The 22,489-nt window shown below is 42.6% G+C and carries 21 protein-coding genes; 4 read left to right on the top strand and 17 right to left on the bottom strand.

The genetic code is table 11. The annotated features are described in order from the left end of the window. The 12 genes from ACFPFU_RS15570 to truA form a co-directional block, all read right to left on the bottom strand. Entirely contained in the window at positions 1-792 is a 792-nt protein-coding gene (locus ACFPFU_RS15570) for a polysaccharide biosynthesis/export family protein (protein WP_377065699.1), read from the bottom strand. 445 nt (positions 793-1,237) lie between these two features. Further along, positions 1,238-1,879: a sugar transferase gene (locus tag ACFPFU_RS15565; protein WP_377065698.1), complete on the bottom strand. Its 642-nt coding sequence runs from the start codon at positions 1,877-1,879 to the stop codon at positions 1,238-1,240. Positions 1,880-2,425: 546 nt separating this feature from the next. After that, entirely contained in the window at positions 2,426-3,118 is a 693-nt protein-coding gene (locus ACFPFU_RS15560) for a sugar transferase (RefSeq protein WP_377065697.1), read from the bottom strand. Positions 3,119-3,416: 298 nt separating this feature from the next. Then, on the bottom strand, positions 3,417-4,616 hold the full coding sequence (locus ACFPFU_RS15555; RefSeq protein ID WP_377065696.1) for a phenylacetate--CoA ligase family protein: 1,200 nt from the start codon (positions 4,614-4,616) through the stop codon (positions 3,417-3,419). Between the two features lie 17 nt (positions 4,617-4,633). Then, on the bottom strand, positions 4,634-5,809 hold the full coding sequence (locus ACFPFU_RS15550) for a glycosyltransferase family 4 protein (RefSeq protein WP_377065695.1): 1,176 nt from the start codon (positions 5,807-5,809) through the stop codon (positions 4,634-4,636). A gap of 440 nt (positions 5,810-6,249) precedes the next feature. After that, complete coding sequence (hemE, locus tag ACFPFU_RS15545) at positions 6,250-7,287, bottom strand: uroporphyrinogen decarboxylase (RefSeq protein ID WP_377065694.1); 1,038 nt, start codon at positions 7,285-7,287, stop codon at positions 6,250-6,252. A 93-nt stretch (positions 7,288-7,380) separates the two neighbouring features. After that, positions 7,381-7,941, bottom strand: a complete 561-nt coding sequence (locus tag ACFPFU_RS15540; RefSeq protein WP_377065693.1) for a hypothetical protein — start codon at positions 7,939-7,941, stop codon at positions 7,381-7,383. 155 nt (positions 7,942-8,096) lie between these two features. Next, entirely contained in the window at positions 8,097-8,627 is a 531-nt protein-coding gene (locus tag ACFPFU_RS15535) for a hypothetical protein (RefSeq protein WP_377065692.1), read from the bottom strand. A gap of 66 nt (positions 8,628-8,693) precedes the next feature. Then, positions 8,694-9,206 (bottom strand): hypothetical protein, encoded by a 513-nt coding sequence (locus ACFPFU_RS15530; RefSeq protein WP_377065691.1) that lies wholly within the window; start codon positions 9,204-9,206, stop codon positions 8,694-8,696. 2 nt (positions 9,207-9,208) lie between these two features. Then, positions 9,209-9,820 (bottom strand): hypothetical protein, encoded by a 612-nt coding sequence (locus tag ACFPFU_RS15525; RefSeq protein WP_377065690.1) that lies wholly within the window; start codon positions 9,818-9,820, stop codon positions 9,209-9,211. A gap of 65 nt (positions 9,821-9,885) precedes the next feature. Beyond that, a complete protein-coding gene (locus tag ACFPFU_RS15520) occupies positions 9,886-11,661 on the bottom strand; it encodes an ABC transporter ATP-binding protein (protein ID WP_377065689.1) in 1,776 nt (591 codons plus the stop codon). A gap of 12 nt (positions 11,662-11,673) precedes the next feature. Continuing rightward, entirely contained in the window at positions 11,674-12,420 is a 747-nt protein-coding gene (truA, locus tag ACFPFU_RS15515) for a tRNA pseudouridine(38-40) synthase TruA (protein ID WP_377065688.1), read from the bottom strand. Positions 12,421-12,531: 111 nt separating this feature from the next. On the opposite strand from truA, the gene ACFPFU_RS15510 reads away from it, so the two are divergent. The 3 genes from ACFPFU_RS15510 (at position 12,532) to ACFPFU_RS15500 (ending at position 15,684) form a co-directional block, all read left to right on the top strand. Then, positions 12,532-13,011, top strand: coding sequence for a DUF4293 domain-containing protein (locus tag ACFPFU_RS15510; RefSeq protein WP_377065687.1), 480 nt, complete (start codon positions 12,532-12,534; stop codon positions 13,009-13,011). Between the two features lie 72 nt (positions 13,012-13,083). Next, entirely contained in the window at positions 13,084-14,391 is a 1,308-nt protein-coding gene (locus ACFPFU_RS15505; RefSeq protein WP_377065686.1) for a ferredoxin reductase family protein, read from the top strand. Positions 14,392-14,574: 183 nt separating this feature from the next. After that, positions 14,575-15,684, top strand: a complete 1,110-nt coding sequence (locus tag ACFPFU_RS15500; RefSeq protein WP_377065685.1) for a trans-sulfuration enzyme family protein — start codon at positions 14,575-14,577, stop codon at positions 15,682-15,684. A gap of 8 nt (positions 15,685-15,692) precedes the next feature. On the opposite strand, the gene ACFPFU_RS15495 is transcribed toward ACFPFU_RS15500, so the two are convergent. From ACFPFU_RS15495 to ACFPFU_RS15475, 5 genes are all read right to left on the bottom strand, one after another. After that, complete coding sequence (locus ACFPFU_RS15495) at positions 15,693-16,175, bottom strand: bactofilin family protein (protein ID WP_377065684.1); 483 nt, start codon at positions 16,173-16,175, stop codon at positions 15,693-15,695. A 218-nt stretch (positions 16,176-16,393) separates the two neighbouring features. Further along, positions 16,394-17,932: a YifB family Mg chelatase-like AAA ATPase gene (locus ACFPFU_RS15490; RefSeq protein WP_377065683.1), complete on the bottom strand. Its 1,539-nt coding sequence runs from the start codon at positions 17,930-17,932 to the stop codon at positions 16,394-16,396. Between the two features lie 87 nt (positions 17,933-18,019). Continuing rightward, on the bottom strand, positions 18,020-18,373 hold the full coding sequence (locus ACFPFU_RS15485) for a DUF485 domain-containing protein (protein WP_377065682.1): 354 nt from the start codon (positions 18,371-18,373) through the stop codon (positions 18,020-18,022). Positions 18,374-18,403: 30 nt separating this feature from the next. Next, positions 18,404-20,236: an ABC transporter ATP-binding protein gene (locus ACFPFU_RS15480; RefSeq protein ID WP_377065681.1), complete on the bottom strand. Its 1,833-nt coding sequence runs from the start codon at positions 20,234-20,236 to the stop codon at positions 18,404-18,406. 104 nt (positions 20,237-20,340) lie between these two features. Continuing rightward, positions 20,341-22,011: a hypothetical protein gene (locus ACFPFU_RS15475; protein ID WP_377065680.1), complete on the bottom strand. Its 1,671-nt coding sequence runs from the start codon at positions 22,009-22,011 to the stop codon at positions 20,341-20,343. A gap of 212 nt (positions 22,012-22,223) precedes the next feature. On the opposite strand from ACFPFU_RS15475, the gene ACFPFU_RS15470 reads away from it, so the two are divergent. After that, positions 22,224-22,469, top strand: coding sequence for a type B 50S ribosomal protein L31 (locus ACFPFU_RS15470; protein ID WP_377065679.1), 246 nt, complete (start codon positions 22,224-22,226; stop codon positions 22,467-22,469). Positions 22,470-22,489: the final 20 nt, after the last annotated feature.

Below are 22,489 nucleotides of genomic sequence, written 5' to 3'. Positions count from 1 at the left end.
TTAATTTCTCGCTAAGAACCATCTAAGGTTAAACATCAGTGACACTGCCAGACTTGTGGCTATTCCAAAAAGTGTCAAAGACCTTTGATTCGTACTGGCCTGTACGGCTTTAATCTTGTCCGGTTCGACATAAATCACATCATTCTGTTGCAAATAATAATAAGGGGAGGCCAACAAATCCTTATTGTTTAAATTGAGTCGCTTTGCACTCCTCACACCATCTCTCTCCCGGATGATCAGCACGTTCTCTCTTTTCCCGTACATGGTCATATCACCGGCGAGTCCCAATGCTTCCAATATGTTGATTTTTTCAGTCGGTACGGTGAACGTCGAAGGATGATTGACTTCCCCGACCACCGTGATTTTAAAATTGACAAACCTTATATTGACTATAGGGTCTTTTACATACTCCTGCAATCTGGCGGTAACCGCTTCAACCGCCTCCGCCTTCGTCATACCTTCCAATCTAATTCTTCCAAGCACCGGAAAATTGATTTCACCATGTTGGTCTACCAAATAACCCTCATTCAATGGCTGGACATTGGATGAACTCCTTGCATCCGTACCCGCATTGAGGACACCCACGTTAAATAAAAGATTGGATTCGGGGCTTAAACTGCTTACCGTGATTTTAAGAAGGTCATCCTTCTGTATCTTAGGCTGGATCATTTCAGGTACTTTGACAGAATAATCAGATTGGCCTTCCACGTCACTAAAATAAACCAAGTTTCTTTTGGCGCAGCCAAAAGACATCCATACCACTAAAAAGAAAATAAAATGAGCTTTCATCATCCGAAAATTAAAATGTGTTAAATTAAGAATTTTAAAACCGTTAAACTTCCTTATACCACCTGGCTGTCCCTGGGGACAATTCCCGTCGATAAGTACTGCTTTATAAAAGAAATAAATATACAAACAAAATATTTTTATGTTCAAAATAAGTATTTTTAATTATAAAAATCACCGTGGCCCGGATACAGCTTCGCCCCGTAAGCCCCAAAATACGGCTTCTGAATTAGATAAGCTCCAAGAACTTTCCTCCACCTAGCCAACACCATGCCGATTTTTAAAAATCCACATAAATTTGATACTAAACAACAAAAAAATAGCTAGGAAACAGTTCTTAATGCATCTCTTCCATTCCCGTGACCCGACCAGTTGCCCCGTTCCCATTATCCTATTTCCCCCCTGATTTTCCCCTCCGCTTTAACTGTATGAGACAATACCGATCCCTCCTTTAATAAGCCTTGTGATTATTGTATATCAGTGAATTAGCTGTTTCTATTACTATTTTTATATCCAGAAGGAGACACCAGTTCCGTACATAGAAGCAATCCAGTTTAAATCTGGAATAGATGTCAAAGAAGTTTTTTATCTCCCCCCTATAACCTTTAGACTGCGCCAAACCGGTAATTCCAGGTTTTACCGCATGTCGGACCATAAAATTGTCTATCTCCTTGGCAAATTCGATGTTCATCGGAACAGCATGTGGCCTCGGTCCCACAATCGACATATTCCCGATAATTACATTAAATACCTGGGGCAGTTCGTCCATACTTGTCCTTCGAAGAAATTTGCCTATCCTCGTCACTCTTGAATCATCCTGGGTGGCCTGTTTGATATCCGCCTCATCATTGATAACCATGGTACGGAACTTATAACAGTAAAAGTGCCGGTTGCCCCTGCCATGTCTTAACTGCCTGAAAAAAACCGGCCCCTTAGAATCCAGCTTGATCATGATAGCCAATACCGGAAACATCCACGAGAGAAAAAAGACGACGGTCACCAAAGAAAACAACAGATCAAAAAGCCGTTTTAAAAGTCTTTTGGAAAAATCCCCGCTCAAATCTTTAGGCTGGAACTGATCCACATTTTTCATGGTGTTCCTATTGCTATTTCTTTGAACAGACCGGCTTGATTTTCGAATAGTTAAAATATTTTCCATTTTCTAATAATCATTTACTCCTATTTTCAAACCTAACATTTTATTTAAAAAGCATTTTTATATATCTAAAATACATTTTTACAAATATATGACTACCTGTTTTAGCAAACAAGGGATTAACAAAAAAATAAAATAAAAATCATTTTTATGTATGTAAAAAACTTTTTTATATACTTATTATAGGAATGTTTATTTTATCATTTCTCTTCTATTGTAGAATTAATTATTGATCATAGTAAAAAAACAGAATATAATATTCGGTTAATAAAAATTATCCTTTGAATTATAGAAAAACCGACAGGAATTTCAACGCCATTTTCTGGAATATTGAAATGAAAGCAGTACAAATGAAGCTAACATTTCATCCTGCTTCGTCGGCTTTAAAAATTCAACCTGACTTTCTGTCTTTTATTCCCTATATGGAAATGGCATTGATTTTTTTCTCCGTCCTTTTGGGCTGGGGTAAAACTTGACAAAGGACTAATAAGCCTTTTTATTTTTAAAAAACAAGGTATGGATGGTCCATACAATAATCTTTAGGTCCAAAGCCAGACACCATTTTTTTATATAAAAATGATCCAGTTTTACCCTGCCATAGATGTCAAAAAAATGACGGATTTCCCCCCTGTATCCTTTCGATTGTGCCAACCCGGTAATACCGGGTTTTACGACATGCCTGAACATATAATTGTCTATTTCCTTTGAAAACGCGTAGTTCATCGGTACGGCGTGCGGCCGGGGGCCAATTAAAGACATTTCTCCCTTCAGCACATTGATCACCTGAGGCAATTCATCCAGGCTCGACCGTCTCAGGAACCTTCCAATCTTTGTGATCCTGCTGTCATGTTTTGACGCCTGCTTCACATCCGCATCAGGATTCAGGCGCATGGTCCTGAACTTGTAGCACAAAAAGATTTTATTTCCTTTTCCATGCCTGTTCTGCTTGAAAAGAATCGGCCCCGGCGAAGAAATTTTTATGAGTACAGCCAGCAATGGGAACAGCCATGACAACACAAAAACAAGGAGAAACAAAGAAATGGCTAAATCCACCCCTCTTTTAATCAATAATTTGTAGGGATCAGTCAAGAAAACTTCACCGGCAGGGGTAACGAAACCACTGAGATTTTTGGAGATAAAAGTATTCTCATTCGTTTTCTTTAAAAACTTTTCCATAATGGGTAATCACCGTAGAGACCTAAAATGTAAAACTTTTTTATGTATTTGAAATACATTTTAACAAATATATTTAGCATATGAATAATATGCAAGCAATTCGAAGGAATTAATACAATAAAAAATGTTCGTTCATACTGTATACACAAATATGATTTCGCTTCCAAATGAACAACGCGAAAAATGACCACGGACAATATAAAAATGAAGAAAAACGGTCATTTTCGAAGATAGTGTGTCCATACTTCTCAAAAAACCCTAATCTGGTATTCGAGGATTTTTGATGTCAAAAAATAGGTCAGTTTATTTTGCTTAAAACTGATCTAAACTTTCCTGACTTGGATCTCGAGATGGTATCCACAGGCTGAAAAAGCATATTCACTTGCCCCCCAACCCGCTTCCGCAATTCGGATTCAATCTCTTTGGCTACGCCACCGGACTCCACCCCCTTTTCACGTACGAATTTAATTATTAGAGAATCCTTTTCTTCCTGAATAATCTGACATTCAACCAACCCAGATATATCTCTAAAAACAGTACTCAGCCTGCCGATAACCCTCCCGTCAGGTAAAATTAATTTATCATCATCTCTTCCAATCACTCTGGAAACATATCTGCTTTTGAGACCACAGGAACAAGGGCCGCTCGCTACTCCTTCCACATAGTCGCCCGTGTCGTATCTCAACAACGGCATGGCTTTGTTCTTTGGATTAGACCCAATAATCCTACACCCATCTTCAAACATTAAAAACTCTACGAAGGAATAATCCTCCCTTACATGGTAATTACCTAACCTACACTGCTGTAAAACAGCTACTCTTTCAGCTTGTCCGTAATGGTCATATACATTTTTAAAAATTTTTTTCACCATTCTCTGATCGTCGACAGGAAACGTTTCACTGCTCGTAAATACTCCTTTTATATCCCATTCGGCCCGCCATCCCATTTGTTCAGCTACTTTTGCAAGAAAGGTAATCGAACTTGGATAAGCCATTATTATATCCGGTTTAAATTCACCCAATCGATCCAAATAGCCCTTTGAATTATTCACCGATAAGTGATAAGAAGACATTAATAATCTTCCTGTAAAAGGCATTTTAAGCCAAAATGGCTCGCTCGTTTTATCTGGGTGAAATAAATGATCTCCCCTTATTACTGCAATTTTGGGATTAATTGGTACCTTTTGATTAAATAAATAACTCTTAACAATATATTCTTCAAATATAACATTGCCAACGGACCTGAAAACCTTAAGGGGGGCATTAGTAGTACCACTTGTAGAGCTCCTCACATAAAACAAAGATTGGGCCTTTATAAACTTTTCCGATTCTTTGATTGCCTCCTTGTTAAGGAGCGGGAAATCTTTGAATTTATTAGGTTTCGGTTCGTTTTTAAAAATATTAAGTTTGTAAATAATGTAAAAAAGATAATTCACCAGAAAATTGTCTTTTATTAAAAACCATTTTAAATCTTTAATATAGAACTTAAATTTACTCATGACGTCAAATGGAATTTTTATCTGGCTTTCGCTCTAATTTCTTTTTCTGAACCGGTTAAGGCACGGTAAAATTCGTTTATCATCACATCTACGCCTGCCTCATTCTCACTGGTTCTTAGGGCGTTTTCACTTAGTTTCCTTAACAGGGTTCTATCATTTAAAACCTTGAAAATGGCCTCAGCCAGCTTTTGTGGCTCATCCTCCGGCACAAAATATCCATTTACATCATTTTTCAAATATTGAATCTCAGCGCTATGATAATCTAAATCTTCTGTAATTATTGGCAAACCAAAAGAAAATGCATGTACTATTCCTAAACCGACTGAACCAGGAATGGAGTATATATCAGCAATTTCGAAATATTTACCTAATTCATCTTGATCGTAAATCGCTCCCTTAAAATGTATATTTCTTCCCAAGTTCAGATTTGTAGCTAAGTCTACACATTTTCCCATCTCTTCTCCCTCTCCAATCACAATTAAATGGATGTTGATGTCCCATCCCACTAAGCACTTCATCGCTTTAACAAGATTATGAACCTTTTTAAATCTATTAATTCTTCCCGAAAAAAGTATAAACTTACTTTCATAAGATATTTCAGGAAATTCAAGTTTTATAAATTTTTGTTTATTCAATTGCTGGCGGGTTCTATCCTTAATATTTTTCAGTTTATGAGTATCCAAAGTATTATAAGCCAAATAAATACGTTTTCTAGAATAGCCTATTTGAACCAAAAATTCATATCCTATTTTTGAATATACTATAATTGCATCAGCCCTTCTCAGAAAAAAATTAACATAACGCTGCCGCATTTTACGCAGAAGCAAGTTTTTAACCGGTTTATGTTCGTAAGCTCGAGTCCACCAAACATATCTGATTTTTAATATTTTACAAACAATAAGTGCAAAATATTCAGTGATATTAAGGGCTCCGTTTTGGCCTATAACACAGTCGGGTCTGTTTTTCCAAATATACCAAAGTGCAGAGGGGAAAAAATTAATCTTACGTTTATCCGAAAAGATATTAGTAAAAACCCTGTACTTTAAATTTCCGGAATCTTTAAGATAAGGTTTAAGTTGCCCCGTCGTGAGTATTTCCACATATACCCCTTTTTCAATACTGAGGTAATTAAGAATTTCATTTCTATAATGCTGCCAATTTGCATCCCTGGATATAAAATATATCGTATTCATTCTTCTACTATAACATTAATTAGCGTGATCGAACTTGGAGGAAAAATCATGAAAAATAATTCATATTTATTCATTTATCCTCGCTTGTATTTACGAAATACATTTTCTTGACAATAATAAGCAATTATTTTCAACTAAGCAGATTTAAAACAACCACTTTGCTCAATAACTATTATCTCAAAAGTCAACCATCACTATATTGGACAGGTTATTTTTTGCATCCCAAACATAGGACCTTGAAAAAATCTGCGAAAATCCTGGCAGCCCATACTTGACCCGTTCTCTTTCAATTCATTTGGCGAAACACCTGGAAAGTGTATTCCTAAAAGAATCAGCCCCAAGTTGAGAAATTCTTTAAAGAACTTTCCAAAGCGAAAACGATAGACTTGAGGCTTATTTCAAAAATCTCTTAACAAATTACATGCCATAAGACAAAAGGCTTAGTCTTTAGAGGTGGCGGAAATGCCTTGTACAGTCTTCACAAAAAGCTTCACCTTCTCAGGGTCAATATCAGGATACACCCCATGACCCAGATTGGCAATGTGTCTGCTCCCTTTAAACTGGTTCAGCATTTGGTGGGTATAGTGCACGATTTCCTTTTCAGAAGCATACAATACTGCAGGGTCGAGATTACCCTGCAAAGCTTTATCCGTTCCAACCAGCTGCCGGGAGGTATCCACATCCATGTTCCAATCAAGCCCTACCGTGTCACAGTTAAGTTGCCCGATTTCTTCTAAGGCAAAAAATGCCCCTTTTGCAAATACCGTTACGGGTGCTTCCGTCAGGGCGTTGCATATCTTTTCAATGTATTTCAGTGAAAACTCCCGATAATGATAGGGCGGCAGGATGCCTGCCCAACTGTCAAAAATCTGTACCAGATTAGCCCCCGCGCCCACCTGGGCTTTTAAATACTTTATGGTGCTGGCAGTGATCATTTCCAGCAGCTTGTGGGAAAGGGCCGGGTTTCTGTACAACATGGCCCTGGCCTTGGAAAAAGTCTTGCTGCCTGAGCCTTCCACCATGTAGGCAAAAATGGTCCAGGGAGCTCCCGCAAAGCCTATCAAAGGTACGCGGCCATTCAAGGCCTTTTTGGTGATTTTGATGGCCTCCAAAACATAGGACAGCTCCTCAATATCAGCTATCCGGATTTTTTTTAAGTCCGAGGCATCCGCTATGGTCTTGGGAAACCAAGGCCCCCTTTTTTCAACCATTTCATAAGGAAGGCCCATCGCTTCGGGCACCACCAATATATCTGAAAAAATAATTGCCGCATCCACCCCCAGGATATCCACCGGCTGTATGGTGACTTCAGCAGCCAGTTCAGGGGTTTTGGCCAACTCAATAAATCCGCTCACACTGTTCCTCACCGCCCTGTATTCCGGCAGTATTCTGCCTGCTTGCCGCATCAACCACACCGGCGTCCGGTCTACTTTCTCTCCTTTTATTACCCGTAAGAGTAAATCATTCTTGATTTGCATGAAACAAATATAAATGAAGAATATGAAAAAAAATAAAAAAGCCCTCCTAACCGTAGTTGAAGGACTCTCATGCTTCTGAAATTTTATCCTGATTTACCGGGTTCTTTTCTCCATTTTCACAATATCCTTTTCCCCCTTGCCTATATAATTCATTATAGCGTCAAAGTCGCTGAGATCCACCCTCTCATTTTCTCCAAGAAAGTAACCGGGAAGATAGACAATACGCAGATATTGACTTTGCGTCCATTCCTCCTCCAGTTCAGTCGGATCAAAATTGGCCTCCAGAAAAATGCTCAAAAACTCATAACTGTATTGGTAATTATAGGTCAAAACCGCGCCTTCACCGAAGAAAACCGTTTGTGGCAACGGTCTCCACACAGAATTCCCATTGCTTAACCCCCATTCCAGAAAAACCAATAAATTGTCGTCGGGGTATATCTCGAAAGGAAAAGTAACCGAATACTCATTCTCCTCCGTAAAATCAACCTCTACTTCAAATACCAAATTCAGCAGTGTGAGCCCATCCTCACCGTCTTCACCGTCTTCACCATCCCTCCCATCAAAACCCGGAGGTCCTTGGGGTCCTTCCGGACCTTCGCAGGCGGGTAACATGAAAATACCGGCCAAAAACAACAATAGTAAAATCTTTTTCATATAAATTAAGTTATGGTCTATTAATTGAATCCCACCTTTTGAAAGATAAAGCGATATTTTTTCTTTTCCAATATTTTATACCCAAAAAAAGCAGCCTATTTTCAATAATAAGCTGCTTTTTTTATCTTTTATGGCTGTAGGGAATTTGTCCCCTACTAGTTTAGCATGATTCTTGGGATATCTTTTGTATCCACCCCCAGCAACTTGATCATGGCGTCATGGTCAGCCAGATCCAATCTGGCGTTGATAAAGTCTGCCGGCACCACCAACACACGAAAAACCTGGTCTTCGGTCCATTCCGGTCCCAGAGTGGTCAGATCAAAATTACCCTCGATAAATACGGTGTAATCCACCAGTGTGAAATCAAAGGAATAATTGAATATACCGTTTTGGTGAAACACGATTTGGGGAAGAAGCCGCCACACATCCAGATCATCGTCCACGCCATCCAGTCTATAGATCAGGACCTTGTCCGATTCCAAAACTTCAAACCCGAACTCATCATATATGCCGAAATTACCCTGGGCATTGAATGTGCCCACGATTTCGAAAACATCACCCACGATGTTGACACCATCCGCGCCGTCAGCGCCGGGAGGGCCTGGAGGGCCTTCACAACTCAATATCAGAAAAAGACCAACGCCTATCATGGTCAAATTCAAAAATCCCATTTTGTTTTTTTTCATAATATCCAATTTTATTTTCGTGCTACATATTTACGCAATGTCATCCACTAAAAATCATACCAACGTTTATTTTACAGGCGCCCATATTTCCACCTTATCCGAAGCAATTATCTTGTCAATATATATTCCCTGCAATTCAACTCCGTTCTCTCTGGCAAAAACAGCCATCTTTTCTTTGACATTTTCAGGCCCCGGCATCACCAACCTGTGGGCCTCTATGGTCGCCAAAACTGCTTGATTACAACTAAAACTGATGGTATCCCATTCTGATTTATCATTTAAAGCACCGTTTGCTTCTACTCCCACAAACACATGGAGCGTATCTCTTTTCCCCGCCGGCTCCACAAAATATACGGTGTGGAGAGGATTGTCTTCAGATCCAGCAGCTTCCACCTTCCTAAATGCAGCTCCAAGTGCTTTATCCTGTGGCGTACCGTGATAGTCCACACCCATAAGACGGATCGTTGTACAGTTCTCCAGGCTGATCTCCACTTCTTTAAATCCCCCCATAAAACCATAAATAAGCAACATTAACCCTCCAAAAACAACTATGGCGAGAAGTATTCCTGTCCTCTTCATCTTCAAAATAAATACCTGGCGCCTATACCTCCCAGAAGTTTGATATGGCCCGGTCTGTCCACAACCTCCAAAAACATGCCCACCTCCGCAAACACGCTGATAGGGAAATCCTCAAAATAATACTCTGACCCGATAAATGCTTCCGGTCCAAAATCGATGTTGGTCCGGTGATCATTTCTGAATTGCCCCTCTGTGGTAGGGCTTGGGGTGTGGTATACGTAATTTACCCGCACACTCCTCAGCATTGCACCCACTCCTGCATACCCAAAAAGCTGCCCCTCGGTGATATTGAATTCCGAGCTGATATCCTCATTGTAAGCCAGTCTGGCATGAAGGGATAATGCGTCTGAGGTGCTTTGACCAGTATATATGGCAGAACTAACCGGCCTGCTGTTTTCAAAGGCCCTCCTATAATATTGTGTACTGTTAGGGCCACCTCTTCCTACCATGGCCTCAGCCGAAAACTGCTCGTCAAGAAAAGTCTTATACGTAATGGCAAAAGGCTCGCCTGCCCTTATGCCCAGATGATGTTGCTGGGCCAAGGCGGCCAGTGGCGCCATGAGTAAAATAAAAAACACCAATGGTTTCATTAAATTCTTCAGTAGATTTTCCATAACTTGGTTTACGAACGGATACTACCTCCCCCGTGTTGCGAAGAGTAGCTGAAACTTTTTCGAAATTATCCTATCACCATGGATTTCAGCTGCATCTGATGTAACTGGGCATAATACCCATCCTGCCTCAACAATTCCTCATGGGTACCGATTTCTTTTATCTCCCCCTGATGCAATACAATGATCTTATCCGCTTTTTGAATGGTGGAAAGCCGATGTGCGATAATGATTGACGTCCTGCCCTGCATCATTTTCTCAATGGCTTTTTGGATCAGTTCTTCAGTTTCGGTATCCACTGAAGAAGTGGCTTCGTCCAGTATAATAATTTCAGGGTTATAGACCATTGCCCTGACAAAAGAAACCAGCTGCCGCTGTCCTACCGACAAAGTCGCCCCTCTTTCCTTAACGTCATAATCAAGCCCGCCAGGCAATTTTTCTATGAATCTCCCCGCCCCAACAAGCTCAGCAGCATAGTGAACCTGTTCTTTCGTGATAGCGGGATTTCCCATAGTAATGTTACGGTATATGGTATCTGAAAACAAAAAAACATCCTGCAAAACCACACCTACATGTTTTCTCAAGGTGGACAGTTCATAATCTTTGACATCCGTACCATCCACTTTTATACTGCCGCTGTTGATGTCATAAAACCTGCTGATAAGGTTGATGATGGAAGATTTTCCTGCACCCGTGGCGCCGACCAGCGCAATGGTCTCCCCATGCTTTACCTCAAAATTAATGTCTTTCAGTACCCACTCTTCCTTGTCATAGGCAAACCATACGTTCTGGAATTGTATGTTTCCCTGGATTTTTTCGGGAGCAAACTTGCCTTCATTGGGGATCTGATCTTTATTCTCCAATAATTTAAAAATTCTTGATGAACTCACCACACCCATTTGTAACGTATTGAACCGGTCCGCTAACATCCTTATTGGTCTGAAGAACAATTGCAGATACATGATAAATGAAATCAATACACCCACCTTGATATCCAAATCAAAAACCCCTGTGGCACCATACCATACAACCAATCCAATACCTATTGCTTGGATGATTTCCGCCACGGGATAATAGATGGAATAATAAAGTACCGATTTTAAATGGGCTTTTCGGTGTTCTTTATTGATGTTTTTGAACTTTTCATACTCCCTTTTTTCCCGGTTGAATATCTGAATGATACTCATCCCCGTAATGTGTTCCTGCAGGAACGCATTTAAATTGGATACGGCATTTCTCACATCATTGAATGCCACCTTTACTTTTTCTTTAAAAATATAAGTGGAAATGATCAGTAAAGGCAACGTGCAGAGGCTCACCAGCGTCAATTTCCAATCCACTAAAAACATCACCAGCAAGATCGAGACCAGTTGCAACAAGTCGCCTATGATCGCGGCCAAGCCCTCACTGAATACATCTGACAAAGTCTCCACATCAGAAATATTACGGGTCACCAGCCTTCCGATAGGAGTGTTATCAAAAAACTTCAGGCGCATCTTTAACAAATGTTTATAAAGCTTTACCCGGATATCACGGATGATCACCTGACCAAGCCAGCCTGACAGATACGTATGGGCAAACTGGACGACGGAGTGAAGGACCATCAAACCGATAAGCAGGTAAATCATCCACAGCAATCCCTGCCTATCTCCGACCGCCACGTAATCATCTATGGCAATTTGGATAAACAGAGGCCTGGTCGGGGCAAGCACCGCAAGGGCCACAGTCAAAAATACCAGGAAATAAAACCTGAATTTGTATGGGCTGACAAACTCATAAAGTTTCCTAAGCACCCGGAGATCCAAAATATCCCCGCTTTTCACATTTTCTTTTTCTAAACCCAAAACTGTGTCTTTTTATACAAAAATCCGTTGTGGATAAATTACCTGACTCAAATACAACCCGTCTGGAGGAACAGAAGGTCCCGCTTTAGACCTGCTCCGGCTCTCTATCACTTCCCTGATTCCCTCCACTTCCATTTTTCCTCTGCCGATCTCTACCAGGGTTCCTACAACCGCCCGCACCATCCCTCTCAAAAACCGGTTGGCCATAATATGAAATATCATTCTGCCCTCATTTTGTTCCCAAAAGGCCTCTTTTATTTCACAATGGAAATGGTTGACTTCTGTCTTCATCTTGCTGAAGCATTCAAAATCCCGGTATTCCATGAGCAGGGCCGCAGCCTTGTCCATCGCTTCCACATCCAGTTCGTAAAAACAGTGCCAGGCCAGGTTTTTGGAGAAAGGGTCTTTTCTTGCGACCATGTGGTACTCATATTTCCTTGCCAGGGCATCAAATCTCGCATGGGCTTCCGGCACTACCTTCCGCAAATCCAAAACGGCAATATCATGGGGCAATATGGCGTTGATCCGCTTAATGAAGTCTCCGCCCACTATTTCTCCCCCATAATCAAAATGTAAAAATTGTTGCAGCGCATGAACACCTGTATCTGTCCTGCCGCTTCCCATCGTTGCTATGCTACACCTCAACAAAGTGGAAAGTGCATTTTGTATCTCTTCCTGAACTGACCTGGCATTCTGTTGGATCTGCCAGCCATGATAGCGGGTACCCTGATAGGCCACTTCCAGAAAATATCTGCGCATATGAGTCATGATGGTCACAAAGATAGGATTATGTCCAAAATTAAAATGCCATTTCAACTATTCCTTGCGAAAAATCAAATAACCCGTTTTATTTGTCAAAAGTTATAAATTATGATACAACGTGTTCAGAGTATTTTCCTGTTTTTAGTGGCATTGGCCATGGTCGCTGTAGTTTTCCTTCCCATATGGTTTCAGGTAAATCCTGGCCAAACCCAAGCCATGGACCTCACCGCATGGTACCTGACCGTCAAAAGCGTCCCTGATGGGGAAATCATATCGAAATCCGGAAATTATTACATAGGCATATTGGCCATCGCCGCCGGAATACTGGCCCTTTATAGCCTTATGCAGTACAGAAACAGAAAGAGACAGCTGTTCCTCAACATGATAAATGCCTTGGTAATGGGAACGACCCTGGGGCTTGCTGTTTTTGTGAGCTATCAGGCGAACCTGGATTTCAACCCAAAAGTAAGCGGGGCATATGTCATCGGTTTTTATAGCATCATTTTTGCGCTCATCATGAATATCATTGCCAACAGGTTCATCAGAAAAGATGAGATGCTGGTCCGTTCAGTGGACAGGATCAGGTAATTCACCCATGTTTTCACAATAACCGACTGGTTCCTGACTTCCAAAAATCAAGAACCGTCTTGATGTCTTTTTATGAGATATGGTTATAGAAGAGGATTTTTTTGGTTAATCCTTTATTTTATAATAGCCCTGATCCCCGTAGTTATCGGATATGGGGGTAAATTACCTGATTATAGAGGGTTCCTGCTGGAAACCGGGGTTGTGCTGGGCTTTTTGGGGCTTTCCATTTCCGGTTTGCAATTTTTGTTCTCCGGAAGGTTTGTTAGCGTGGCCCCGGCATTTGGTGTGGACAACCTCATTCAGTTTCACAAAGAATTGGGCATTATAGGCGTTGTTTTCTGTTTGGCCCATCCGGCGACGCTGCTTCTGGCTGACCAGGAATTCATTTCTTATTTTGATCCTACAGAAAATCTTCTCAGGGCACTTGCCTTATCGGCAGTAACAGTAGCGATGATCCTGCTCATTGCCACCAGTCTGTGGAGATTGAGTTTTGGTATGAGTTATGAATTATGGCGGTTGGGCCACGGGGTTCTCGCGTTTTTCATGATCTTTATAGGAATCACCCATGCTTTCCAAGTGGGCCATTATATGGAGCCTTTATGGAAAAAAATCCTCTTTGTATTGTTTTTTGGAACGCTGGCTTATTTGCTGGCCCATACCCGGCTTATCAGGCCGTACAAAAACAAAAAGAGAGCCTATTTTATCAAAGAAGTCGTTGAGCAACGTGACTCCTGTTATACCCTTTCTCTAGTCCCTCACCAACAGGAAAGGTTATCCTTCCAACCGGGGCAGTTTGTGTGGATCACCATCAAAAATTCGCCGTTTTCCTTGCAACAGCATCCTTTTTCTATCTCTTCCAGCACAGAAGACCCTGAAATAAAACTCACTGCCAAAGCCTTGGGGGATTTTACCTCCGCCTGGAAAAAGCTGGAACCGGGATGCAGGGCTTTTTTGGAGGGGCCCTATGGGTCGTTTACCCTGAAAGACAAACCTTGCTTTCTTATCATGGGAGGGATTGGCATAACTCCCGCTATCAGTATACTGGAAACATTGAAAGACAAAAAGGATTTCAGAAAATGTACGCTGATCTATGGCAATGAAAATTGGGAGAAAATCCCTTTCAGGGAAAAACTGGAAAACCTTCAATCCATGATCCACTTAAAAGTAATCCACGTGCTGGAAAAACCGCATGCATCCTGGGAAGGGGAAAAAGGCTTGATATCAAAAGAGCTTATCGGAAAATACCTCCCGGAGGAAGTCAACAGCTATGATTATTTTATTTGCGGACCGGAAATTATGATGGATGTGGCAGAATTGGCCCTGAGAAACAAAGGAATAGATTGGAGAAACATATATGCGGAAAGATTTGAAATGGTATAAATAATAGCAAAATCATGCAAAAACAAAGAAAATTACTTTTCCTTGCCATCAGAAGAATCGCAGACTTCGTGGCCTTGCTTTTGCTGATTGCTTCTATCATCATCGCTGCCCGTATCATTTAATTGATGCCTGAAAGGGACAAACTCCTATTTTTCTCTATTTTTATACAAAAACGTATTCATTATGAAAACAGAAACTTTGGCCATACATGCCGGCAACCAAATCACGGATTCCAGGAAGCCCGTAATCCAACCCATTACCCTTTCCACCACTTTTATGCATCATGAGGGGTCCATGGTCTATAGCAGGCTGGAAAACCCCAACAGAGAATCTCTTGAAAAAGTGATGGCTTCGCTGGAAACGGGAGCCGATGCAGCCGCATTTTCTTCCGGCAACGCCGCCGGTATGGCGGTTTTTCAGGCACTTCCGGTAGGAACCCACGTGATTGCCCCAAATGACATGTACCATGGGCTCAGGCGGCTACTCACAGAAGTATTCAAAGACAAGCTCAGCGTGGATTTTGTGGATCTTACACAACCGGAAACCGTGGAGAAATCCCTGAAGCCCCATACAGGATTGTTGTGGATAGAAACACCTTCCAATCCACTTTTACAGATATCCGACATCAGGGCATTGTCGGATATTGCCCATAAGAAAAATATCCCGGTGGTCTGTGACAGTACTTTTGCCACACCCATATTCCAAAACCCTCTTGCATGGGGAGCGGACATGGTCATGCACAGCAATACGAAATTTATAGGGGGACACAGTGATGTGATCGGAGGTATCCTGGTAACCAAAACAGAAAATAAAATCTGGGAAAAAATAAAAACCATCCAATCCATTGGTGGGGCCGTTCCATCTCCTTTCGACTGTTACCTGCTCGTAAGAAGCATAAAAACCCTTCCGTACCGCATGAAGGGCCATGAAGAAAATGCCACGCGGCTGGCCGGTTTTTTGGAATCCCACCCCAGGATAGATGAAGTTTACTACCCGGGTTTACCTTCCAATCCCGGCCACCGCACCGCCAAAATGCAGATGTCAGGTTTCGGGGGAGTCCTGTCATTCTTGTTCAAAGGAAGTGCTGATAAAACAGATCAATTTATCGCCAATCTCCAATATTTCACCAATGCCACAAGCCTGGGAGGCGTGGAAAGTCTCATTGAAAGGAGGGCCAAAGTAGAGGGGCCGGGATCCAAAACCCTCCCTAATCTTATCCGGCTTTCTGTCGGCTTGGAAAACATCGAGGACCTTATCAGTGATATGGAAAGCGCATTTGAAAAAATCAGCTGAACCGGATCTCACCGGCTTTTTATTGTATCAGATTGTATCGGCTTTTTATCTCCCGTCCCGGCAGGTTCTTTGACAGGCCTGTCGCCATATTTGCCGATTTTAAGCTCCTTGCCGGCGTTTGCATCTTCCAAGTCTTTGAATTTCAGAAGGGAGACTTCCATGTCAGCACCCGCTTCGATTTCTATTTTCTCCGAATAAATCAACCCCTTTGCCTTTGCTTCTGCCGAAAACCTTGCCAGCCCGCTGACATAAAAATTCCCCAGAACCTCCCCCATCACGCACACTTCAGCAGCATGGATATCTCCTTTGATATACCCGCCCATTCCTATGATCACCTTCTTTTTCGCCATCACATCTCCCATCACATTCCCATCAATCCGGATATCTCCGTTGGCCTCAATATTCCCCGTGACACAAAGCCCCGCAGCAAATACAGACATAGCACTGGCCATTTCCATTTCCTCCTGAATTTTTCTTTCTTTTGACCACATAAAATTACTTTTCTAATATTTCCCGAGCGTTACTGCCGGTCACCTGATTCCTGATGGACATACAGGTTGTTTTTGAAGATGGAAATTATTCTATGAATGACGGCAACCAGTGAAGCAGGGCAGTAGGGTTTTCTGATACCTAATAAAAGAATTTTATGGGATTATTCCAACCCTCTGGGATATTTTTAAGAAAAAATACAGTTTGTTCCTGCCGTATCTCAACCAGCCCATCCTTCCCGGTCCAAACTCCTGTATTGGATGGCTTCTGCAAGGTGCTCTACTTTGATTTCTTCAGAAGCCGCAAGGTCCGCGATAGTGCGCGAAACTTTTAAGATTCTGTCGTATGCTCTGGCGGACAAGCCCAGTCTTTCCATGGCTGTCTTCAACAATGTTTTTCCAGCTGCATTGATTTTGCATACCTCTTTTACCATGTGGGAAGGCATCATGGCATTGCAATAAATGGCGGGGCTTTCAGCAAATCTATCCACCTGATTTTCCCTGGCTAAGGCCACTCTCTCCCTGATTGAACTGCTGGACTCTGATTTTCTATCGGAAGTCATTTCCTCAAATTTAACAGGAGTGACCTCCACATGAAGGTCAATTCTATCCAATAAGGGTCCGCTGACCTTATTGAGGTATTTTTGAACCACTCCCGGCCCACATACACATTCCTTCTCGGGGTGGTTATAATAACCGCAGGGACAGGGGTTCATACTGGCGATCAACATGAAGTTGGCTGGAAAGTCTACGGAGACTTTAGCCCTTGATATGGTCACTTTTCTTTCTTCCAAAGGTTGCCGCATCACCTCCAGCACGGTTCTTTTGAATTCCGGCAGCTCATCCAAAAAAAGTACTCCATTATGGGAAAGGGATATTTCTCCAGGCTGTGGGTTCCCTCCTCCTCCTACCAATGCCACGTCACTGATCGTATGATGGGGCGACCGGAAAGGGCGCTGGGCTATCAGTGAATCCTGCGGCCCCAGCTTCCCCGCTACGGAATGGATTTTTGTGGTTTCCAACGCCTCATGGAGGCTTAATGGAGGTAATATAGACGGCAGCCTTTTTGCGAGCATCGTTTTGCCCGCACCCGGCGGACCGATCATGATCACATTATGGCCGCCGGCGGCTGCGATCTCCATGGCCCTTTTGATGTTTTCCTGACCCTGTACATCCGCAAAGTCAAAAGCATAATCCTGCAGCGAATCATAAAACACGTTCCGGGTATCGGTGACCATCGGGGCGATCTCCGTCTTTCCTTCCAAAAAATGGATGGCCTGCTCCAGGGTATCCACACCTATTATATCAAGGTTATTGACAATAGAAGCTTCTCTGGCATTTTCCATGGGGAGTATGAATCCCCTAAATCCCTTCTTCCTCGCTTCTATGGCTATAGGCAATACGCCCTTAATAGGCCTGAGTCTCCCATCCAAGGCCAGCTCCCCCATAATGATGTAATCCTCCAAAGCAGGGAAAAACACCTGTTCTGAGGCTTGCAGAATTCCCATGGCAATGGGGAGATCGTATGAAGACCCTTCCTTTCTGATATCCGCAGGGGCCAGATTGATGACAACTTTTTGTCTCGGCATTCTGTATCCAAAAAATTTGAGGGAAGATTCAACCCTCTGCTGGCTTTCTTTAACCGCGCTGTCAGGAAGACCTACCATATAAAAACTGGTCCCCTGACCTACATTTACTTCAATGGTGATAAGCTTGGCATCCACACCGGATACCGCGCTGCCAAAAGTTTTAGCGACCATTACTAAAATTTTAAATCAAACAATATAGCATTAAAACAATGTTGAATATACATAATATTTGGTCAAGCCTTCACCGATTTCCAAACATTATTTAAAATTTTCCCTGGGTTTGATGGATGAAGACTCTTTGTCATCCGGCGGGGTTTCTATTTTTTTATCTATCTGCCCCATTTTTACGCCTCGCTCCAAATCAAACACCATGGCCTTCAGTTCTTTCTTATCCAACTCGAGTTGTTTGATTTTTTTACTCAAATTACTCATATACCACATACTCAAACCCCAAGCCGCCAAAAATATCACCAAACCGACCAGCAACCAGGTCACCACATGGGCCGACTCCGGGTACCCTCCCCACATTCTTTCATAAGTGAGGAAATAAACCAACCCTACACCAAAAAACAAGGCCGTTAATAGCTGGAATATATTGTTCAACTTTTTCATATCTATCAGGGTTTAGCTCTCCTAAATATACTAAAAAGACTGGATTAGGGAAAGTTTCTTATACAATCCGTTTTTGTCCATCAACTCATGATGATTACCCCTTTCCACGATTTTTCCGCCATCGATTACAAGGATTTCATCGGCATGCTGTATGGTGCTCAACCTGTGGGCTATTACCAGGGATGTCCGGTTGGCCATCAGCTTGCCCAGCGCCTCCTGAACCAGTCGCTCCGAGGCAGAATCAAGGGCAGACGTAGCCTCATCCAATATCAGGATGGCGGGATTCTTCAAAACCGCCCGGGCTATGCTCAGCCGCTGCCGCTGCCCTCCCGAAAGCTTGGTCCCCCGCTCGCCTATATTGGTGTGGTAGCCATTTTCCAACTCCATGATAAATTCATGCGCATTGGCCACCTTCGCGGCAGCCACAACGCTTTCCTCCGAGGCTTCCGGCATGCCAAAAGCGATGTTGTTGAATACCGTGTCATTGAACAAAATAGACTCTTGTGTTACAATTCCCATCAACTTCCTTAGGTCATCCAGTCTGTATTCCTTTATATCCACGCCATCTATCTTTACACTTCCCGTATTGGGATCATAAAAACGCGGGACCAGGTCCACAATGGTTGATTTACCTCCGCCCGAGGGACCGACCAATGCAATGGTCCTGCCCTTTTCCAACACAAAGTTTATGCCTTTTAATACCGTTTTATCCTGGTAAGCAAAACCTACCTGATCAAAAGTGATGGATTTTTCAAAGGACTTCAGTGATTTCGCCTGGGGAGAAGACACTATTTTGGGTTTTGAGTCCGCCACGGCAAATATCCTCTCGGCCGAAGCCAGGCCACGTTGTATGCTGCTCAGCGCCCGTGAAATTTCCTTAGCGGGATTCAATACCTGGGTAAAAAGAATGATATAGGCGATAAATTCACTTGCACTTAATGCCGATTCGTTGTTCAGTACCAAATACCCCCCATAAAGCAGTATTCCGGCTACCACTGACACCCCCAAAAACTGGCTGATCGGGGAGGCCAACTCATTCTTTCTGGCCATGGAGATGTTTACCGCGGCATAGTAGCCCGTTTCCTGATCAAATTTATCCTTAATATACTCTTTTGCCCCAAAGGCTTTTATCACCCGCATCCCGGAAATGGTTTCATCAAGGATATTCACGATTCTACCTAATGATTCCTGGCTTTGTACCGCTGTTTTCCTCAGGCGCTTAGTGACGTACCCGATGATGGCACCGGAGACGGGAATAAGTAGGATCGTAAACACCGTAAGTTTGACCGACATGAAAAACAAAACGGAAAAATAAAGGATAACCGTTACCGGCTCTTTGAAAACCACCCTCAAAGATTGGACTATGCTGTTTTCCACCTCTTGGATATCGTTGGTCATTTTTGATATCAGATCGCCTTTCCGCTCATCGGAAAAATAACCCATGTGCATGTTTGACACCGTGTCAAAAATGTTCATCCGCATCCCTTTAATAATGTCTGCCCGGACCTTTGCCAAAACCACGCCGGATAAATAGGCAAATAGGTTGGAAAGAAAGACGGACACCACAATGATGGAGCAGACATATACCAGCGTTCCGAATTTCCCATAAAGAGCGGCCACCTGGAGAAAATAATGGTTAAAAAGGTGGAGGAAATATTGTATGGAAAGGGAAAACTCAGGTTTCTGGCTGTACTGCTCAAGCTCCCCAGGCCCCACTTGTTCAAAGATCACGTCAAAAAGCGGTTTGAGCAAGGTGAAATTCAACAAGCCGAAAATGATCGACAACAACGCGTATACCACATAAAACGGGAAATACCTTCTGTAAGGTCTGGCGTAGGAAAGTATCCTTAAATAAGTTTCCATAAGAAAGCTTCAGAATCAAGCCGCAATTTATGACTTTTTATGGCTATCCCCATCCGCACCTATCCTTACTTATGCATAATGTAACGAAAGCCATCTTCAATCCCTTAAAAATGGTGATCAAACCTGGCCATGTTGAGCCGCAAAGACACCTGACCAAACCCAGTGGTTTCCATCCCATCCTCCGCCGGCCTTTTTAGCGCCCGGATGGCCTGGGAAAATTCTAAAAAAAGATTGTGCTTCAGCATATAACTGGAGCGTACAGAACCCATGGCAACGTGGTTTTTATCCCCCTGACCTATATAATTCCCGAAAAGTGCTGTGCTGTTATCCAGCCTGTTTTTGAGAACATCGCCTCCATAATTGTCCTCCTGGGAAGGGTCCGTGCCGAAATATTGATACATAAAGGTTCCCTGAAAACTCAGCCTGGGAATGGGCTGGTAGCGGATGATGGTCACTGCTTCCCTGAAATTCGCTCCAAGTGGATGAGTCAGAGGGGTCCTGTAATTGCTGAACGATTGATATTCAAATTTTTCCTGATAGGTAAAGGGCCTGACCTGGTTATACTCCAGCTGCCAATCAAGATTGTTGATCCCTGCCACATTTATGTATTTATACCCCAATTGAACGCCATGCTTGTTTCTCCTCGACCCGCGGCCGGTTATCCTGAAAAACTCATCAAAAACGAATTCGTCCAAAACAAACTGACCGTACACCTGCATATTCCTGGCCAGGTTCCATTTTAAATCCGCACCCATCATGACCTTATCCGGGGTCCCCAACTGGTGTTCTACCCATCGATAGAAAATCAAAGGGTTCAAATAATTCCAGTCCAACCGGTTGGCCATTACGGATTCAAACAGGCCTATATTCAATCTTTTGCCGAGATTCATGCCCAGTCTGTGAAGGGAAAACCATTTTTGGGGATACCTGCCATCGGTGGGAAAACCCCTCTCATAAATAATGTCCGCATTCATCTGGGCCCAGAGGTTGGTGAAATCAAGTTTCCATACTTTGGTGTTGACTTTCAGAAACATGTAGGGATTGGAGAAATCAGATAGAATCAATGACCTGTACCCTTCGCCGATAAAGTTCCGGTCCTGCCCCATCTGTACATGGATGTGCCTGGTCGCCTGAAAGTCCACATAGGCCATGGCTGAAAAATAACTGTATCCCTCGTTGCCGTAGCGCTTCCAAAAACCCTCTCCCGGCACAGCGCCATTGTAGACCGCGTACTCCCTGACCCAGCCGGGGTATACCAGATCCGTGGATGTCAGAAAAGTATAGAAGCCGACCTTTCTGTCAATGCTGCCCCTGACTTCTACCCCTCTTGTATTTCTAAACCTCCAATCCCTTCCAGTCTCGACACCTCCCTGGAAATAAATTACGGGGTTTACATGCACATCAAAAACGCTGTCCCGGTAATAAAAAAAATCTGACGGGGTTTTGTAAAAGTTCTTTCCCAAGCTTTTTTTTGCAACCGGGGCCTCTTCTTCATGAAATTCCCAGCTGTCCTGGCGGAGGTACCGGAGATTAAAAAGGTCCGACCGGCTCTCCATAAATAGGTTTTCCTCAAAATTCTTCAAAAAATCCGCTAACTGATCTCTTCTATAAGGCTTGGTCCCCGTATGAAAGGTTCCCGAGAAGCTTCCATTGAGGATCTCATAACGATCAATAAGATGATAATAATCCCTGTTATAGGGGATATATGCACTCTGTGCCCGAACGTGGACCATCCCCGTTAAAATGACTAAGCCCAGCACAAAAAATAACCTCATGCTTCAAGAAATTTTTGACAAGTTATTTGAAAATACAGCGGCCAATATAGTCTTTTTCGATGATGTTTATGGCCAATGAGGACCATTCTATCGATAAAGAGGGCAAAGTTACTCAAGTTATTCACATTTAGAACGCAAAGTTTTGGAGGGAATGATAAAAAGGGGTAAATTTGTGCCTCAATTTGAAATGGGAGAAAATAACAGGCAATACAATGAAAAAAGACATTCATCCTAATTACAGAGAAGTGGTATTCTATGACACTTCCAGCGATTATAAATTCATAACCAAATCCACCATAGAAACCAGTGACAGCATCACTTGGGAGGATGGAAAAGATTATCCTTTGGTGAAGGTTGAGGTTAGTTCTGCTTCTCACCCATTCTATACCGGTAAGAAAATGCTTCTGGACACTGCGGGTAGGGTTGAGAAATTCAACAGAAGATATAAGAAAAAATAAGATTTTTCCTTTTCTGACAG

The organism is Negadavirga shengliensis, assembly GCF_042652345.1.
Taxonomy (GTDB): domain Bacteria; phylum Bacteroidota; class Bacteroidia; order Cytophagales; family Cyclobacteriaceae; genus Negadavirga; species Negadavirga shengliensis.
Note: the sequence above shows the minus strand (reverse complement) of the source record. Positions and strands in the feature narration are given on the sequence as shown.

Bases quoted from the DNA above. Each gene is read 5' to 3' on its own strand.
- ACFPFU_RS15570 (WP_377065699.1), bottom strand. From the start codon at position 792: ATGATGAAAGCTCATTTTATTTTCTTTTTAGTGGTATGGATGTCTTTT.
- ACFPFU_RS15565 (WP_377065698.1), bottom strand. From the start codon at position 1,879: ATGAAAAATGTGGATCAGTTCCAGCCTAAAGATTTGAGCGGGGATTTT.
- ACFPFU_RS15560 (WP_377065697.1), bottom strand. From the start codon at position 3,118: ATGGAAAAGTTTTTAAAGAAAACGAATGAGAATACTTTTATCTCCAAA.
- ACFPFU_RS15555 (WP_377065696.1), bottom strand. From the start codon at position 4,616: ATGAGTAAATTTAAGTTCTATATTAAAGATTTAAAATGGTTTTTAATA.
- ACFPFU_RS15550 (WP_377065695.1), bottom strand. From the start codon at position 5,809: ATGAATACGATATATTTTATATCCAGGGATGCAAATTGGCAGCATTAT.
- hemE (WP_377065694.1), bottom strand. From the start codon at position 7,287: ATGCAAATCAAGAATGATTTACTCTTACGGGTAATAAAAGGAGAGAAA.
- ACFPFU_RS15540 (WP_377065693.1), bottom strand. From the start codon at position 7,941: ATGAAAAAGATTTTACTATTGTTGTTTTTGGCCGGTATTTTCATGTTA.
- ACFPFU_RS15535 (WP_377065692.1), bottom strand. From the start codon at position 8,627: ATGAAAAAAAACAAAATGGGATTTTTGAATTTGACCATGATAGGCGTT.
- ACFPFU_RS15530 (WP_377065691.1), bottom strand. From the start codon at position 9,206: ATGAAGAGGACAGGAATACTTCTCGCCATAGTTGTTTTTGGAGGGTTA.
- ACFPFU_RS15525 (WP_377065690.1), bottom strand. From the start codon at position 9,820: ATGGAAAATCTACTGAAGAATTTAATGAAACCATTGGTGTTTTTTATT.
- truA (WP_377065688.1), bottom strand. From the start codon at position 12,420: ATGCGCAGATATTTTCTGGAAGTGGCCTATCAGGGTACCCGCTATCAT.
- ACFPFU_RS15510 (WP_377065687.1), top strand. From the start codon at position 12,532: ATGATACAACGTGTTCAGAGTATTTTCCTGTTTTTAGTGGCATTGGCC.
- ACFPFU_RS15505 (WP_377065686.1), top strand. From the start codon at position 13,084: ATGAGATATGGTTATAGAAGAGGATTTTTTTGGTTAATCCTTTATTTT.
- ACFPFU_RS15500 (WP_377065685.1), top strand. From the start codon at position 14,575: ATGAAAACAGAAACTTTGGCCATACATGCCGGCAACCAAATCACGGAT.
- ACFPFU_RS15495 (WP_377065684.1), bottom strand. From the start codon at position 16,175: ATGTGGTCAAAAGAAAGAAAAATTCAGGAGGAAATGGAAATGGCCAGT.
- ACFPFU_RS15490 (WP_377065683.1), bottom strand. From the start codon at position 17,932: ATGGTCGCTAAAACTTTTGGCAGCGCGGTATCCGGTGTGGATGCCAAG.
- ACFPFU_RS15485 (WP_377065682.1), bottom strand. From the start codon at position 18,373: ATGAAAAAGTTGAACAATATATTCCAGCTATTAACGGCCTTGTTTTTT.
- ACFPFU_RS15480 (WP_377065681.1), bottom strand. From the start codon at position 20,236: ATGGAAACTTATTTAAGGATACTTTCCTACGCCAGACCTTACAGAAGG.
- ACFPFU_RS15475 (WP_377065680.1), bottom strand. From the start codon at position 22,011: ATGAGGTTATTTTTTGTGCTGGGCTTAGTCATTTTAACGGGGATGGTC.
- ACFPFU_RS15470 (WP_377065679.1), top strand. From the start codon at position 22,224: ATGAAAAAAGACATTCATCCTAATTACAGAGAAGTGGTATTCTATGAC.